The organism is Caballeronia sp. A2-2 (assembly GCF_057612605.2).
Genome location: NZ_CM172587.1, coordinates 365,728 through 381,754, shown reverse-complemented (window position 1 = coordinate 381,754; position 16,027 = coordinate 365,728). Strand labels below are relative to the sequence as shown.

14 protein-coding genes are annotated in these 16,027 nt (G+C 60.4%); 12 read left to right on the top strand and 2 right to left on the bottom strand.

The genetic code is table 11. The features are described from left to right. The first annotated feature begins 327 nt into the window (after positions 1 to 327). The gene (locus ACZCWR_RS01890; RefSeq protein WP_487302060.1) at positions 328 to 840 is read left to right on the top strand and encodes an Lrp/AsnC family transcriptional regulator; all 513 of its coding nucleotides are present in this window, start codon (positions 328 to 330) and stop codon (positions 838 to 840) included. Here the strand turns inward: ACZCWR_RS01890 and ACZCWR_RS01885 are convergent. Next, positions 789 to 1,328, bottom strand: a complete 540-nt coding sequence (locus ACZCWR_RS01885) for a class IV adenylate cyclase (protein ID WP_487302059.1) — start codon at positions 1,326 to 1,328, stop codon at positions 789 to 791. The two genes, ACZCWR_RS01890 and ACZCWR_RS01885, sit on opposite strands and share 52 nt — an antisense overlap. Positions 1,329 to 1,422: 94 nt before the next feature. Beyond that, positions 1,423 to 2,325, bottom strand: coding sequence for a LysR family transcriptional regulator (locus ACZCWR_RS01880; protein WP_487302058.1), 903 nt, complete (start codon positions 2,323 to 2,325; stop codon positions 1,423 to 1,425). 115 nt (positions 2,326 to 2,440) lie between these two features. Here ACZCWR_RS01880 and ACZCWR_RS01875 point away from each other — a divergent pair, with 115 nt between their 5' ends. The 11 genes from ACZCWR_RS01875 (at position 2,441) to ACZCWR_RS01825 (ending at position 15,883) form a co-directional block, all read left to right on the top strand. Continuing rightward, entirely contained in the window at positions 2,441 to 4,117 is a 1,677-nt protein-coding gene (locus tag ACZCWR_RS01875) for a GMC family oxidoreductase (RefSeq protein ID WP_487302057.1), read from the top strand. A gap of 320 nt (positions 4,118 to 4,437) precedes the next feature. After that, complete coding sequence (locus ACZCWR_RS01870; RefSeq protein ID WP_487302056.1) at positions 4,438 to 5,217, top strand: ABC transporter ATP-binding protein; 780 nt, start codon at positions 4,438 to 4,440, stop codon at positions 5,215 to 5,217. Further along, positions 5,214 to 5,975: an ABC transporter ATP-binding protein gene (locus ACZCWR_RS01865; protein WP_487302055.1), complete on the top strand. Its 762-nt coding sequence runs from the start codon at positions 5,214 to 5,216 to the stop codon at positions 5,973 to 5,975. Before ACZCWR_RS01870 ends, ACZCWR_RS01865 begins: the two co-directional genes overlap by 4 nt. A 75-nt stretch (positions 5,976 to 6,050) precedes the next feature. Then, positions 6,051 to 7,274, top strand: a complete 1,224-nt coding sequence (locus ACZCWR_RS01860) for an ABC transporter substrate-binding protein (protein ID WP_487302054.1) — start codon at positions 6,051 to 6,053, stop codon at positions 7,272 to 7,274. 78 nt (positions 7,275 to 7,352) lie between these two features. After that, the gene (locus tag ACZCWR_RS01855) at positions 7,353 to 8,237 is read left to right on the top strand and encodes a branched-chain amino acid ABC transporter permease (protein ID WP_487302053.1); all 885 of its coding nucleotides are present in this window, start codon (positions 7,353 to 7,355) and stop codon (positions 8,235 to 8,237) included. Continuing rightward, positions 8,237 to 9,208, top strand: coding sequence for a branched-chain amino acid ABC transporter permease (locus tag ACZCWR_RS01850; RefSeq protein ID WP_487303212.1), 972 nt, complete (start codon positions 8,237 to 8,239; stop codon positions 9,206 to 9,208). The genes ACZCWR_RS01855 and ACZCWR_RS01850 overlap by 1 nt, the downstream gene beginning before the upstream one ends. Before the next feature lie 464 nt (positions 9,209 to 9,672). Beyond that, complete coding sequence (locus ACZCWR_RS01845; RefSeq protein WP_487302052.1) at positions 9,673 to 10,839, top strand: ABC transporter substrate-binding protein; 1,167 nt, start codon at positions 9,673 to 9,675, stop codon at positions 10,837 to 10,839. A 173-nt stretch (positions 10,840 to 11,012) separates the two neighbouring features. After that, entirely contained in the window at positions 11,013 to 12,164 is a 1,152-nt protein-coding gene (locus ACZCWR_RS01840) for an ABC transporter substrate-binding protein (protein ID WP_487302051.1), read from the top strand. Positions 12,165 to 12,295: 131 nt separating this feature from the next. Beyond that, complete coding sequence (locus ACZCWR_RS01835; RefSeq protein ID WP_487302050.1) at positions 12,296 to 13,351, top strand: branched-chain amino acid ABC transporter permease; 1,056 nt, start codon at positions 12,296 to 12,298, stop codon at positions 13,349 to 13,351. 4 nt (positions 13,352 to 13,355) lie between these two features. Beyond that, positions 13,356 to 15,140 carry a branched-chain amino acid ABC transporter ATP-binding protein/permease gene (locus ACZCWR_RS01830; protein WP_487302049.1) on the top strand — a complete coding sequence of 595 codons (1,785 nt, stop codon included), beginning with the start codon at positions 13,356 to 13,358 and terminating at the stop codon, positions 15,138 to 15,140. After that, positions 15,137 to 15,883 (top strand): ABC transporter ATP-binding protein, encoded by a 747-nt coding sequence (locus tag ACZCWR_RS01825; protein ID WP_487302048.1) that lies wholly within the window; start codon positions 15,137 to 15,139, stop codon positions 15,881 to 15,883. Before ACZCWR_RS01830 ends, ACZCWR_RS01825 begins: the two co-directional genes overlap by 4 nt. Positions 15,884 to 16,027: the final 144 nt, after the last annotated feature.

Here is a 16,027-nt window from a genome sequence, read left to right as displayed (position 1 = left end):
AATCCGACCGGCTGGACATTGGAACACACAGCGGTGCGTCTGCTTACACGCGCTTAAAAACGAGCTTCCATGAATGAAAGATACTTCAAGCAATATCTTTCCAAGTCTCGTCATTTAGCTTTCAAAAAGCGCACTTACCTTGCAATTTGGCCTAATTTCGCGCTTCTGCAATGTTATGCATGGTAACAAGCTCGTTACCTTAATTTCATCCGAAAGCTGATGTTAATGTTCAGCAGACAACGCCCTTGCGACGCGTCGGTTATGTGATAAATCGTCGTCCGATGCGATAAAGTCGCAGCTACCACGGCTCTCGCGCGCATCCGCCTCATGCTGGAACTCGATCATTTCGACCTCGCCCTGCTGGATGTGCTGCAACGCTTCGGCCGTGCGACGCATCAGCAACTCGGCGAGAAAGTGCCGCTGTCGCCGTCGCAGATTGGACGGCGTTTGCAGCGGCTGGAAGCGGTCGGGGTCATCGAAGGATATCGGGTCGTGTTGCGACCGGAAAAGCTCGGCCTGGGCGTAACGGCGTTCACCAGCCTCAAGCTCAAGCATCATGGGGATTCGATCATCGAGCAATTTCAGCAGCAGATCGAAATGTTGCCCGAAGTGCTCGAATGCCACGCGACCGTCGGCGATGCCGATTACCTGCTGCGAATCGTCGCGCCGGATTTGAACGCGCTGTCCGGCTTCGTCATGAAAAAGCTGATGCGCGTGCCGGGCGTGGACAGCGTGCGCTCGAATATCGTGCTCACGACATTCAAGCGCAATGGCCCTTTACCGCTCACTCATTTGGCGGGCGACAGCGCCGAGGCATCGGGATTGAGCAAGTCCACATAAGCGAGCGGCACCAGATCCGCCTCGCCCACGCCGAGCCGCGCGAACATCTCATGCGCTTCGCGTTCGCCGCCGGCTTCGTCATCGTCCTGAGCGAGCAGCACTTCCAGTTCGATGAAATCGCCCAGCCCATCCACGCGATCCAGATGAATGCGCGTGCGCCCCACCAGATACACATGCCGCTCCTTCGACACGATGCCGCGCGTCGTCAGCGCCTGCGCCAACAGCGCATGCATGGCTTCGGGATTCGTCACGGGGCTGCGCGAGTAGTACGAGACCTTCGGGCCGTCGCGGTCGTCGCGCTGATAGAAGATCAGTTCGGATGGCGTGCCGTCGTCGAACTGGCGCAGTTTGAGGCGGCCAGTGGGTACATCGTAGAAAAAGTCTTGCTGGCGGAAAACCAGCGGCGCGTCGGGTGCGAGCGCCGCGGCGCGTTCGAGCAGTTGATCGAACTGATGAGCGCGGGCCTTGATTTCGATGTTGCGTGCCATGAACGACGGCTCCTGTGACACGGGTTGGACGGGATGAATCTGATGCAGTGCACCAGCCTAGCAAAGTTTCAGTCAAAGCCGCTCGAAACCGGGTTTACACGGCCCATTGCGCCTCGATCAGCCGCAGCGCCGCCGCGATCACGGGTTCGTCCCTGCGCTCCGAAAGCACGATAAACGAGAGCTGCGTCGGCACCGTGACGCCTTCCACGATGGTCAGCGCGTGCGCGTGCGCCTCACCCAGCGCGATCGAATCCCGCACCAGCGACAGGCCGATGCCCGACTTCACGAGATCGAGCATCGACGGTTCCTGATCGACTTCCGCGACGATCATCGGCTGCGCGCCCGCCTCGCCGAAGATGCGCGACAGCAGGCGGTTATGCGCCGACTCGTGCGGCGTCCAGATCCACGGCAGCTTGGCGAGCGCGGACCAGCTTCGCTTGCCACGATTCACGCGGCTATGCCATCCCGCCGGCGCGAGCACGCGATACACGAACGGCGTGAGCCGCACGACATGGAAGCGCTCGCCATCGCGCGTGCCGTCTATTGCCGGATCGCCAATATAGAAGCCGACATCGAAATCGCGCGTGCGCACGCGTTCGAGCACCCAGCCCGACATGCCATGCCGAAGCGCCGTCTCGATACGCGGATACGCTTCCACGAGCTGCCGTAGAAAGCCGCCGAGCCGCAGGAATTCCGGGTCGAGAATCGTGCCGATGCGCAGCGTGCCGCTCACTTCGTGCCTGAGCGCAGCGGCCGCGCGCTGCACATCGGATGCGGCGGCAAGCGCGCGTTCGGCGTGCGGAAGCAATGCTTCGCCATCACGCGTCAAAAGCAATCCATGCGACGTGCGCGAGAACAGCACGACGCCCAGCATCTCCTGAAGATTCTTGATTTGCAGGCTGACCGCAGGCTGCGTCACGTGCAATTGCGCCGCCGCGCGCGTGAGGTTGCCTTCACGCGCAACGGTGAGGAATGCTCGAAGAAGCGTGTAGTCCATCGGCTGATATCAGGAATTTTTATATCGCAGATGAGCATATCTCATTGGATCGGCTCATGCGTGCAGCGGTACGCTCGCAGTCAATGTGCATCTTAAAAAAATTCCGGAGACAGCCATGAAACAGGACGCGCGCAAGCTCGAAGGCGAATTCGACTACATCGTTATCGGCGCGGGCACGGCGGGCTGCGTGCTTGCCAATCGTCTCAGCGAAGATCCGAACGTGAAGGTGCTGCTGCTCGAAGCGGGCGGGCGCGATGACTACCACTGGATTCATATTCCGGTCGGTTATCTGTATTGCATCGGCAATCCGCGCACGGACTGGCTCTACAAAACGCAGGCCGAAGCGGGACTCAACGGGCGTTCGCTGTCGTATCCGCGCGGGCGCGTGCTCGGCGGATGTTCGTCCATCAACGGCATGATCTACATGCGCGGCCAGCGCGAGGACTACGACGACTGGGCGCATATCAGCGGCGACCCGAACTGGTCGTGGGATTCGGTGTTGCCCGTTTTCCGGCGCAGTGAGGATCACCACGGCGGCGCCAATGAATGGCACGGCGCGGGCGGCGAATGGCGCGTCGAGAAGCAGCGCCTGAAGTGGAAAATTCTGGAGACCTTCGCGCAGGCCGCGCAGCAAAGCGGGATTCCCGCGACGGAGGATTTCAATCGCGGCGACAACGGCGGCGTCGGCTATTTCGATGTGAACCAACGCGGCGGCATCCGCTGGAATGCGGCGAAGGCGTTTCTGCGGGAAGCGATGAGGCGTCCCAACCTCATGACCATCACCGGCGCGCATACGCAGCGTCTCGTCTTCGAAGGCACGCGATGCGTTGGCGTCGAATATCGCGGCGGCGATGTCGATTACCTCGCGAAAGCGCGCTGCGAAGTCGTGCTCAGCGCGGGCGCGGTGAACTCGCCGCAGATTCTGGAACTGTCCGGCATCGGCAATGCGGCGCGGCTTCAGCGTCTCGGCATCGACGTGGTGAAGAACTTGCGCGGCGTCGGCGAAAATCTGCAGGATCACTTGCAATTGCGCATGGCCTACAAAGTCAACGGCGTGCGCACGCTCAACACCTTGTCCGCGCGATGGTGGGGCAAACTCTTTATCGGCATGCAGTACGCGTTCACGCGCAGCGGACCCATGTCGATGGCGCCCTCGCAACTCGGCGCGTTCGCCAAGTCCAATCCCGACGATGCTTCCATCAAGCGTCCCGATGTGCAATATCACGTCCAGCCCTTGTCGCTGGACAAGTTCGGCGAGCCGTTGCACGCGTTCAATGCGTTCACCGCATCCGTGTGCAATCTTCGGCCGACATCGCGCGGCAGCGTACATATCGAATCGCCGGATGCGCACGCCGCGCCCTTGATCGCGCCCAATTACCTTTCCACCGATCACGACCGCAATGTCGCGGCCAACGCGCTTCGGCTCACGCGACGCATCGTGAGCGCGCCTGCGCTCGCTCGTTATGCGCCCGAGGAGATCCTTCCCGGCATCCAGTATCAAACGCAAGAAGAACTCGTCGATGCAGCAGGCAAGGTCGGCACAACGATCTTCCATCCCGTCGGCACGTGCCGCATGGGCACCGACAACGATCCGGGCGCGGTCGTCGATAGCCGCTTGCGGGTGATCGGCGTGCGCGGTCTGCGCGTGGTCGATGCATCGGTGATGCCGGTCATCACATCGGGCAACACGAATTCCCCGACGCTGATGATCGCCGAACGCGCCAGCCAGATGATCCGCGAAGACCGCGACGCCATCGAAACGCAGGAAGTGATCGCGACCGCGCTTGCGTGACGTTTCCGTGATGCCGCGCGTCATCCAATTAGCGGGATGAGGTTGCGTCATGCCCTCATCCCGTGCATCGGCGCGCCTGTGCGTCCCAATCCGCCCTAGTGCAAATCCCAATGATTGCGCTGCATCAATGGGGCGAAAATGGCCTCGGGCGGAATCTCGCCCGGCATCACTCGTGTGCGCCTTGTGCGGCACGCAACGTCATGAGCGGTGCGGCCCACGCAACGGGCAAGCCGGAACGCGGAGCGCGTCCGGTGCGCGCGGACAAAACAATAAAGTGCAGGCGCACCGAGCCTCGCGCTTCACTTCGCATGGAAGGGGACATGATTCTCGGCGACACCATTCTGGAAACGCGAGGGCTCACGAAGGAATTCAAAGGCTTCACAGCCGTGAATGGCGTGAACCTGCGCGTGCGCCGCGGATCGATACACGCGCTCATCGGGCCGAACGGCGCGGGCAAGACGACCTGCTTCAATCTGCTCACCAAATTTCTTATCCCCACTGCGGGCCAGATCGTTTTCAACGGCACGGACATCACGCGTGAACGGCCCGCGCATATCGCGCGGCGCGGCATCATTCGCTCGTTTCAGATTTCGGCGGTGTTTCCGCATCTGACGGTGCTGCAGAACGTGCGCATCGGCTTGCAACGGCAGCTCGGCACGTCGTTCCAATTCTGGCGCAGCGAACGCACGCTCGATCAACTCAACGACCGCGCAATGGACCTGCTCACGCAAGTCGGCCTCACGGATTTCGCGGATACGAAGACCGTCGAACTCTCCTACGGACGCAAACGCGCGCTGGAAATCGCCACCACGTTGTCGATGGAACCCGAACTCATGCTGCTCGATGAACCCACGCAGGGCATGGGCCATGAAGACGTGGACCGCGTGACGGCGCTCATCAAGAAGGTATCGGCGGGCCGCACCATCCTCATGGTCGAGCACAACATGAACGTGATCGCCGGCATCTCCGACACCATCACCGTGCTTCAGCGCGGCGAAGTGCTCGCGGAAGGCAGCTACGCGGAAGTGTCGAAGAATCCGCTCGTGATGGAAGCCTACATGGGCAGCGCCGATGCGGCGCTCACCGGAGCGCACGCATGAGCACGATCGCGGAGGAACGCCGCTCGCGCGAGGCGAACGGCGCGGCCGGTAATGTGCCCGCGTTGGAGATAGCGGGATTGCAGGCGTGGTACGGGGAATCGCACATCCTGCATGGCGTCGATCTCAAGGTGAATCGCGGCGAAGTGGTGACGCTGCTCGGGCGCAATGGCGCCGGGCGCACGACCACGTTGCGCGCCATCATGGGCCTGACCGGACGGCGCACCGGCTCGATTCGCGTGAACGGACGCGAGACCGTTGGCATGGCGACGCATAGGATCGCGCATCATGGCGTGGGCTATTGCCCGGAAGAACGCGGCATCTTTTCGAGCCTGTCGTGCGAGGAGAACTTGCTGCTGCCGCCGGTCATCGGCAATCCGAAAGAAGCCATGCCGCTCGACGAGTTGTACACGCTGTTCCCAAATCTGAAGGAACGCCGCGCGAGTCAGGGCACGCGGCTGTCGGGCGGCGAGCAGCAAATGCTGGCCGTCGCGCGCATTCTGCGCACCGGCGCAAACCTGCTGCTGCTCGATGAAATCTCGGAAGGGCTCGCGCCCGTCATCGTGCAGACGCTCGCGCGCATGATCCTCATGCTCAAACAGCGCGGCTACACGGTCGTGATGGTCGAACAGAACTTTCGTTTCGCGGCGCCGCTCGCGGACCGTTTCTACGTGATGGAGCACGGGAATATCGTCGAGCACTTCGGCGCGGGGGAACTCGAAGCGAAGATGCCGGTGCTGCACGAATTGCTCGGGGTTTGAGCGTCGCGCGTGCAGCGCGGAAGGAAGGGCAACACCAGTAATACCGCATCGAATCAAAAACTCATGGAGACTGGAATGAAAAAGAAGACCCTCGCGCGCCTCTCGACCTTGTGCTTTGCGGCTGCGGCGGCGAGTGTGGCGATGACGGCCAGCACCGGCGCATTCGCCGCCGATGGCAACACGGTGAAGATCGGTTACATCACGGATTTCTCGGGCCTTTACGCGGACATCGACGGGCAAGGCGGGCTCGAAGCCATCAAGATGGCAATCGCCGATTTCGGCGGCAAGGTGAACGGCAAGAACATCGAACTGGTGTATGCCGATCATCAGAACAAGGCGGATATCGCGGCATCGCGCGCGCGTGAATGGATCGACCGTGACGGCGTGAATGCGATCATCGGCGGGACGAATTCGGCGACGGCCTTGTCGACCAATCAGGTCGCGGGCGAGAAGAAGATTCCGTATATCAACATCGGCGCGGGCGCGGACAACCTGACCAACGAGCAATGCACGCCGTACACCGTGCACTACGCCTACGACACCATGGCGCTCGCGAAAGGCACCGGTTCCGCGGTGACCAAGCAAGGCGGCAAGACGTGGTACTTCCTCACCGCCGACTACGCGTTCGGCAAGGCGCTGGAAAAGAACACGTCGGATGTGGTGAAGGCCAACGGCGGGCAAGTGTTGGGCACGGTGCGGCATCCGCTGTCGGCGTCGGATTTCTCGTCGTTCTTGTTGCAGGCGCAGGCATCGAAGGCGCAGGTTTTGGGGTTGGCGAACGCGGGCGGCGATACCGTCAACTCCATCAAGGCCGCGAAGGAATTCGGCATCATGAAGTCGATGAAGATCGCCGCGCTGCTGATCTTCCTCTCCGACATCCACAGCCTCGGGCTCGAAACCACGCAAGGTTTGGTGGCAACCGATAGCTGGTACTGGAACAAGGACGACAAGACGCGCGCGTGGGCCAAGCGCTACTTCGACAAGATGAAGAAGATGCCGGGCAGCCTGCAAGCGGCGGATTATTCGGCCGTCACCACGTACCTGAAGGCCGTGCAGGCCGCGGGCACGACCGACAGCGACAAGGTCATGGCGCAGCTCAAGCAGGCGAAGATCGACGACTTCTACGCGAAAGGCTATATCCGTCAGGATGGCGCGATGATCCACGACATGTATCTGATGGAAGTGAAGAAGCCGTCGGAATCGAAGGAACCGTGGGATTACTACAAGATCACGGCGACGATTCCGGGCGATCAGGCGTTCGGCACGAAGGCGGAATCGCGCTGCGCGGCCTGGAAGTAAGCGTTCCTGCAGTCTGATGCAAGGCCGATGCGGTGAACGAACCGCATCGGCATCCCTACGTTTCGAACGGCAGGTTCAATGGAAATATTCGGCATCCCGCTCGCCGCGATGATGAGCCAGCTCTTGCTCGGACTCGTCAACGGGTCTTTCTACGCGATCCTGAGTCTCGGGCTCGCGGTGATCTTCGGCTTGCTCAACGTCATCAACTTCGCGCACGGCGCGCTGTTCATGCTCGGCGCGATGCTCGCATGGATGGGCGCGTCGTATTTCGATATTCCCTATTGGGCGATGCTCGTGCTCGCGCCGGTCATCGTCGGATTGTTCGGCATGCTGATCGAACGTTCGATGCTGCGCTGGCTTTACAAGCTCGATCATCTTTATGGGCTGTTGCTCACGTTCGGACTCACGCTGGTGATCGAAGGCGTGTTCCATTCGATCTACGGTTCATCGGGCCAGCCGTATGACGTTCCTTCGCTGCTGTCCGGCGCAACCAATCTCGGCTTCATGTTCCTGCCGAACTATCGCGCTTGGGTGGTGGTGGCTTCGCTGATCGTGTGTTTCGCGACGTGGTTCGTCATCGAGAAAACGCGGCTGGGTGCGTATCTGCGCGCGGGCACGGAGAACCCGAAGCTGGTCGAGGCATTCGGCATCAACGTGCCTTTGATGATCACGCTGACCTACGGCTTCGGCGTGGCGCTCGCGGCGTTCGCGGGTGTGCTGGCCGCGCCGGTCATTCAAGTGTCGCCGCTGATGGGCCAGTCGATGATCATCACCGTGTTCGCGGTGGTCGTGATCGGCGGCATGGGTTCGATCATGGGCTCGATTCTCACCGGCCTTTTGCTCGGCGTGGTCGAAGGCTTCACGCGCGTGTTCTATCCCGAAGCGTCCGCGACGGTCGTGTTCGTCATCATGGCGCTCGTGCTGATGGTGCGTCCCGCCGGGCTCTTCGGCAAGGAAAAATGATGCAGAGAAAAGTGCTTTACGTTCTGCTGCTGATCGGCCTGATTGCCGCGCCGTTCATGGGCGTGTATCCCGTCTTCATGATGAAGGTGCTGTGCTTTGCACTGTTCGCGGCGGCGTTCAATCTGCTGATCGGCTATACGGGTTTGCTGTCGTTCGGTCACGCGATGTTTCTCGCGACGGCGGGCTACGTCACCGGCTATACCATTCAGACGCTTGCCGTCACGCCCGAACTCGGCGTGATCGCGGGCACGCTCGCGGCTACCGTGCTTGGCATCGCGGTCGGACTGCTGGCGATTCGCCGCCAGGGCATCTACTTCGCGATGGTCACGCTCGCGCTCGCGCAGATGGTCTACTTCGTCTATCTGCAAGCGCCCTTCACGCATGGCGAAGACGGTCTGCAAGGCGTGCCGCGCGGCAAACTGTTCGGCGTGATCGATCTCGGCAGCGACCTCACGCTCTACTACGTCGTGCTCGTGGTGATGCTGCTGGCGTTCGCGCTGATCGTGCGCGTCGTGCATTCGCCGTTCGGGCAAGTGCTCGTCGCGATCAAGGAGAACGAGCCGCGCGCGGTATCGCTCGGCTATGACACGTCGCGCTACAAACTGCTGGCGTTCGTGTTGTCGGCGGGGCTCGCGGGGCTGGCTGGCGCGCTCAAGACGCTCGTGCTCGGCTTCGAAACGCTCGGTGATGCCTACTGGACCATGTCCGGCCTCGTCGTGCTGATGACGCTCGTCGGCGGCATGAGCACGATGTTCGGGCCGCTGCTCGGCGCGTTCATCATCGTGTTGCTGGAGGATCGGCTCGGCGATATCGGCGGTGGTTTGGCGAAAGTCACGGGTATCGGCTGGTTCAATTCGCTTGGGGAATCCGTGACGATCGTGACGGGGATTATCTTTATCGCGTGCGTGCTGGCGTTCAGGCGCGGGATTGTCGGGGAAATCGTCGCGCGTGTGCGGCCATTGCAAGGCTAAATCATTGGGATTACCGATTAAGCGCACAGGGTTTACGGCATTTTATGCGCCCATTTGAGGTGCTTTCATGCACCACTAGGGTAAATGCTAGGTTGTTGCGAAACGATACACCCTTTAACATCCGGTCTAGTTCTGTTGCACCCAGATTTTTGAGGTGGAGAACGAGGAGACATGAGGCACGAAGTGCCCGACCGAAAGCGCTGTTGGATGATTCCAACAGCGCTTTTTTAATTTCCGCGCGTAAATCGCTTTAAATAAGATCAAAGCGTTTTTCAAGCTTGCTCGCGTGGCTTGCCTGTGCCGCAGACGCCTGCAAAGTCCTTGCTGGGCGTGGCTTTCGTCCGCTAAACTGCATTTCCTTTTGCCTGGCTTACCGGTTAATTGGCGATTAACGCCGAAAGTTTAAAGCCAGCCAACAAAGCAAATTCAATATGCAGCACGGACGATTCACGGGGCAGAAATCAATGAAGCGGGCTTTACGCGCAAAGACGGCCGCAAAGGTCGTCGCGGGATTATCGGCGGTATTCAGCACTCAGGTTTTGGCGGACGTGAAAATCGGCGTGACGGTATCCGCGACGGGACCGGCTGCATCGCTCGGCATTCCGGAAAAGAACACCATCACGCTTCTGCCGAAGGAAGTAGCGGGGCAGAAGATCGAGTACATCGTGCTCGATGACGCCACGGATTCCACGCAAGCCGTCAAGAACACGCGCAAGCTCACGAGCGAAGATCACGTCGATGCGATCATCGGCTCCACGGTGGTGCCCAACTCGCTCGCGATGATCGACATCGCCGCCGAAACGCATACGCCCATGATCTCGATGGCGGCTGCCGCGAGCATCGTCGAGCCGATGGACAGCAAGCGCGCGTGGGTCTACAAGACGCCGCAGAACGACATTCTCATGGCCACAGCCATCGCGCAGCATATGTCGAATCACGGCATCAAGACGGTCGCGTTTATCGGCTTTTCGGATGCCTATGGCGAGAGCTGGTTCAAGGAATTCGGCAAGGCGGCCGATCTCGCGAAGCTGAAGGTCGTCGCGAACGAACGCTTCGCGCGCAACGATGCATCCGTCACCGGTCAGACGCTCAAGATGATGTCGCAGAACCCGGACGCGGTGCTGATCGCGGGCGCGGGCACGCCGGCGGCGCTGCCGCAAAAGACGCTCAAGGAACGCGGCTACAAGGGCAAGATCTATCAGACGCACGGCGTGGCGAACAACGACTTCCTGCGCGTGTGCGGCAAGGATTGCGAAGGCACGTTCCTGCCCGCCGGGCCGCTGCTCGTCGCGGATCAACTACCGGACAGCAATCCGGTGAAGCAGGCCGCGCTCACGTATAAGAAGGCGTATGAAGGCGCGAACGGCGCGGGGTCCATCTCCACGTTCGGCGGCCATGCGTGGGATGCCGGTTTGATCCTGCAACGCGCGATTCCCATCGCGCTCAAGAAAGGCCAGCCGGGCACGCCCGCTTTCCGCGATGCGTTGCGCGCGGCCATCGAGGAGACGAAGGATCTGCCTGCATCGCATGGCATCTTCAACATGAGCGCGAACGATCACTCCGGCCTCGATCAGCGGGCGCGCGTGATGGTGGAGATCGTCGGCGGCAAGTGGAAGCTCGCGGGCAACTGACGCTTGTGAATGAGTCGGAGCACGAACCAAGGCGCGTTGCGGGTAACGCGCCTTTTTTATGCGCTGTGGCAGTCAGAAATTCGTAGGGAAAGCCAGCCTTGGCATGGCGATAAGCGGTCGATAAATTGAGCGGCTGTCGCGGCCAATGACGGCGCGCGTTCGGAGACAAAACAATGAAGATGGTTTGGGTAAAGACCGGCGTCATGCTGGCGTTGATGACGTCAAGCGCGGCCTTCGCGCAGGTGAAAATCGGCGTGACGCTCTCGGCGACGGGACCGGCGGCATCGCTCGGGATTCCCGAGAAAAACACCGTCGCGCTGTTGCCGAAGGAGATCGGCGGCAAGTCGGTGGAGTACATCGTGCTCGATGACGGCACGGATACGAGCCGCGCCGTACAGAACACACGCAAGCTGATCGACGAAGATCATGTCGATGCGATCGTCGGCTCCACAGTCACGCCGAATTCGCTGGCGATGATCGACCCGGCTTCGTCGTCCAAGACGCCGATGATCTCGATGGCGGCGTCGGCGTCGATCATCGCGCCGATGGACGCCAAGCGCGCGTGGGTCTTCAAGACGCCGCAAAACGACGCGCTGATGGCCGATGCCATTGCCGGTTACATGGAGAAGCACGGCGTGAAGACCGTGGGCTTCATCGGCTTCGCGGATGCATACGGCGACGGCTGGTACAACGTGTTCAACACGGCGGCAGCGGCGCACAAGCTGAAGATCGTCGCTAACGAACGCTATAACCGCGCGGACACGTCCGTCACGGGTCAGGTGTTGAAGACGATGAGCGCGAACCCGGATGCAGTGTTGATCGCGGGCGCGGGCACGCCAGCGGCGCTGCCGGCCAAGACGCTGAAGGAGCGCGGTTACAAGGGCAAGGTTTATCAGACGCACGGCGTGGCGAATAACGACTTCCTGCGCGTGTGCGGCAAGGATTGCGAAGGGGAGATTCTTCCCGCCGGTCCGGTGCTGGTGACCGAGCAATTGCCGTCCGGCAATCCGGTGAAAAAGTCCTCGGCCGCGTATAAAGAGGCCTACGAGAAAGCGTACGGCGCGGGTTCGCTCTCGACTTTCGGCGGCCACGCGTGGGACGCAGGCCAGATGCTTCAGCGCGCGATTCCCGAAGCGCTCAAGAAGGGTCAGCCGGGCACCGAGGCGTTCCGCGAAGCATTGCGCGGGGCGTTGGAAAATCTGAAGGACTTGCCCGTGGCGCACGGCATCATGAACATGACGCCGACCGATCACAACGGCTTCGACGATCGCGCGCGCGTGATGGTGCAGATCGTTGATGGCAAGTGGAAGCTGCTGAACGATTGACGACGAAGCGCGCTTCGTCGCGCGTGTTCAGGCGTTTTTCAGATGAGCGAGCGGCGCACCGGCAACGGCGCGCCGTTTGCCCATCTGTTTTCCGTTTTTATCCGTTTTACAAGAAGCTCTGACGAGGATGTATGGACTTATCGATAGCGGCGATCCTGGCGCAAGACGGGATCACCACAGGGGCGATCTACGCCTTGCTGGCGCTCGCGCTGGTGCTCGTGTTTTCCGTGACGCGGGTGATCTTCATTCCGCAGGGCGAGTTCGTCGCGTATGGCGCGTTAACGCTGGCGGCGTTGCAATCGCAGAAGCTGCCCGCGACGTGTTATCTGCTGATGGTGATGGGCGTCGGTTGCTTCCTCGCGGAAGTGGCGGGAATGGTTCGGCATCCTTCGCGGTATCGCGGGATCGGGAAGCGGCTTGGCGTGCTCATCGGGAAGTATCTTGTGTTTCCGGCGGTGACGTGGGGCATCACTCAGGCGCTTGCCGCGCATAGCTTGCCGATGATCGCGCAGATCGCGCTGACGCTGGCCATCGTCGTGCCGATGGGGCCGTTCGTCTATCGCCTCGCGTATGAGCCGATTGCGGAGGCGAGCACGCTGTTGCTGCTGATCGTCGCGGTCGCCGTGCACTTCGCGATGGTCGGGCTCGGCCTCGTCATGTTCGGCGCCGAAGGTTCACGCACAACCGCCTTCTCCGATGCCACGTTCAACTTGGGCAGCGTGTCGATCTCGGGGCAGAGCGTGTGGGTGGTCGGAACGGCGGCGGTACTGATCGTCGCGCTGTATTACTACTTCGATCGCACGCTGTCGGGCAAGGCGTTGCGGGCGACATCGGTAAACCGGTTGGGCGCGCGGCTTGTTGGCATCGGCGCGACGCAGGCGGGGCGGCTCGCGTTCACGCTGGCAGCAGGGCTGGGCGCGTTGTGTGGCGTGCTCGTCGCGCCGATTACCACGATCTATTACGACTCGGGGTTTCTCATCGGGCTCAAGGGCTTCGTCGGCGCGATTGTCGGCGGACTGGTGAGCTATCCGCTGGCGGCGGCGGGATCGCTGCTGGTCGGGCTGCTCGAATCGTATTCGTCGTTCTGGGCGAGCGCGTACAAGGAGGTGATCGTCTTCACGCTCATCATTCCGGTGCTGTTGTGGCGGAGTCTCGCCAGCCCGCATTCCGATGAAGACGAGGAGTGAACCGATGAACTTTCTGCATCGCTATCGATTCTTCTGGGTCTTCCTGCTCGTGGTGTTCGCGCTGCCGGTGCTGCCGCGTCCGGTCGCCGTGCCGGAGTATTGGATCACGCTGCTCAACTACATCGGGCTTTATTCGATCGTTGCTATCGGGCTGGTTTTGCTCACGGGCATCGGTGGGATGACGAGCTTTGGGCAGGCTGCGTTCGTGGGCATCGGCGCATATGCGACCGCGTTTTTGACGACGCAGTACGCTGTGTCGCCTTGGCTCGCGCTGATTGCGGGCGTCTTGCTGACGGCGTTGATTGCGCTGTTCCTTGGGCTCATCACCATGCGGCTTTCCGGCCACTTCTTGCCGCTCGGCACGATCGCTTGGGGTCTTTCGTTGTTCTATCTGTTTGGCAACATGGAACTGCTCGGAAAGTACGATGGCATTAACGGCATTCCAGTGCTCAATCTGTTCGGATGGAAACTGGAATCGGGCCGCAGCATTTACTACTTGATTTGGGTGGTGGTGCTGCTGGCCGTGGTGTCGGTGCAAAACCTGTTGAACAGCCGGCCCGGTCGCGCGATTCGCGCGTTGCGCGGCGGCGGCACGATGGCTGAAGCGATGGGCGTCAACACAGCGTGGATGCGCGTTGTTATCTTCATCTATGCAGCGGTTCTCGCGGCCATTTCCGGCTTTCTCTACGCACATTTGCAGCGGGCTGTGAATCCTACGCCGTTCGGGCTGAATCACGGCATCGAGTTTCTATTCATGGCGGTAGTGGGCGGCGTTTCGCACGTTTGGGGCGCGATTCTCGGTGCCACGATCCTGACAGTGCTTCAGGACTATCTGCAAACGCTGCTGCCTAAGCTGATTGGCGCGAATGGCAATTTTGAGATCATTGTTTTCGGCGTGGCGATGGTCCTTTTGCTGCAATACGCGCGAGAGGGCGTCTGGCCGTTTTTCGCGCGGCTGTTTCCGCGTGGGCCGGCTGCAGCGGTGCCGAAGCAGGCGGAATCGTTGCCGCAACGCAGCAAGCCGGCAATGGGCGATTCGCTATTAATCGTTGACAAGGCAAGAAAAGAGTTCGGCGGGTTGGTCGCGGTGAACGATGTGAGCTTTGAGGTGAAGGCAGGGGAAATCGTCGGGCTGATCGGACCGAATGGGGCAGGAAAGTCCACCACTTTCAACTTGGTCACGGGCGTCCTGCAAGCGACTTCAGGTGCTGTGAGTTTTCACGGCGAACGTATTGATCGGTTTGCGTCGCGGGAAATCGTCAAACGCGGCATCGGGCGCACGTTCCAACACGTCAAACTGCTGCCCGGCATGACTGTGCTCGAAAATGTCGCGATTGGCGCACATTTGCGCGGAAAAACCGGTGTATGGCGAAGTGTTGTTCGGCTTAACGCGGCGGAAGAGGCGAGCTTGATGAGCGAGGCAGCGAAACAAATTCGACGCGTCGGCTTGGAGAAGCATCTTCATGCGGATGCAGGCAGTCTCGCGCTCGGTCAGCAGCGCATCTTGGAAATCGCGCGAGCACTGTGCTGCGACCCAACTTTGCTACTGCTGGATGAGCCAGCAGCAGGCCTCCGCTATCAAGAGAAACAGCAGCTAGCCGATTTGATCCGAAAACTTCGCGCGGAAGGAATGAGCGTCTTGCTCGTCGAGCATGACATGGACTTTGTGATGAATTTGACGGATCGGCTCGTGGTGATGGAGTTCGGCACCAAGATCGCGGAAGGTCTGCCGATGGATGTGCAGCGAAATCCCGCCGTCCTTGGAGCATATTTGGGCGGGGTGGAATGATGACGACGGTTCTGGAGGTTGGGGGCTTGTCCGTACGTTACGGAAAGGTCGAAGCCCTGCACGACGGTCATTTGACGGTCAAGGCGGGTCAGATCGTCTCGGTGATTGGCCCGAACGGCGCAGGGAAATCCACGCTTCTTAACGCAATCATGGGGGCACTTCCTTCGAACGGAAGTGCGAAGGGCGTTGTTCGGTTTTTAGGCGAAGACGTCTCCGGCATCGCCATTGAAACGCGGGTTTCACGTGGAATGTGTCTCGTGCCTGAGAAGCGAGAATTGTTCTCAACAATGACGGTTGGGGACAATCTGGTGCTCGGCGCGTACCGACGGAAAAGAGCGGGCGAGCGCGATTATCTGGATCAACTTGATCCTGTCTTTGCTCTTTTTCCGCGACTCAAAGAAAGGCGGAAGCAGGCAGCCGGTACATTGTCCGGCGGTGAGCGGCAAATGCTGGCTGTAGGCCGGGCGCTGATGGGAAAGCCCCAATTGCTCATGCTCGATGAGCCGAGCCTCGGCCTTGCTCCACTCATCGTCAAAGAGATTTTTCATATAATCAGCGCGCTCCGCGAAACCGGGGTGGCGACGCTGTTGATCGAGCAGAATGCGCGGGCTGCGCTTCAAATTTCCGACTACGGCTATGTACTTGAGACGGGTGTCTTTGCTTTAGAAGGGGAGGCGCAACATCTGCAACATAATCCGCAGGTCATCGAAACTTATCTCGGCCTGACTAAGCGCACTGATTAAAGGATGGATTCGAGATCATCGATGGCGTGTTTCACGTGAAACACGCCATTTTTTTCGCTTTTCTTTGGCCGCTTGAATTCGAGGGACGTGGAACCCGATATAATTTTAACTATTCCTTTTCCCAGGTTCGTGTCGCTCGCACAC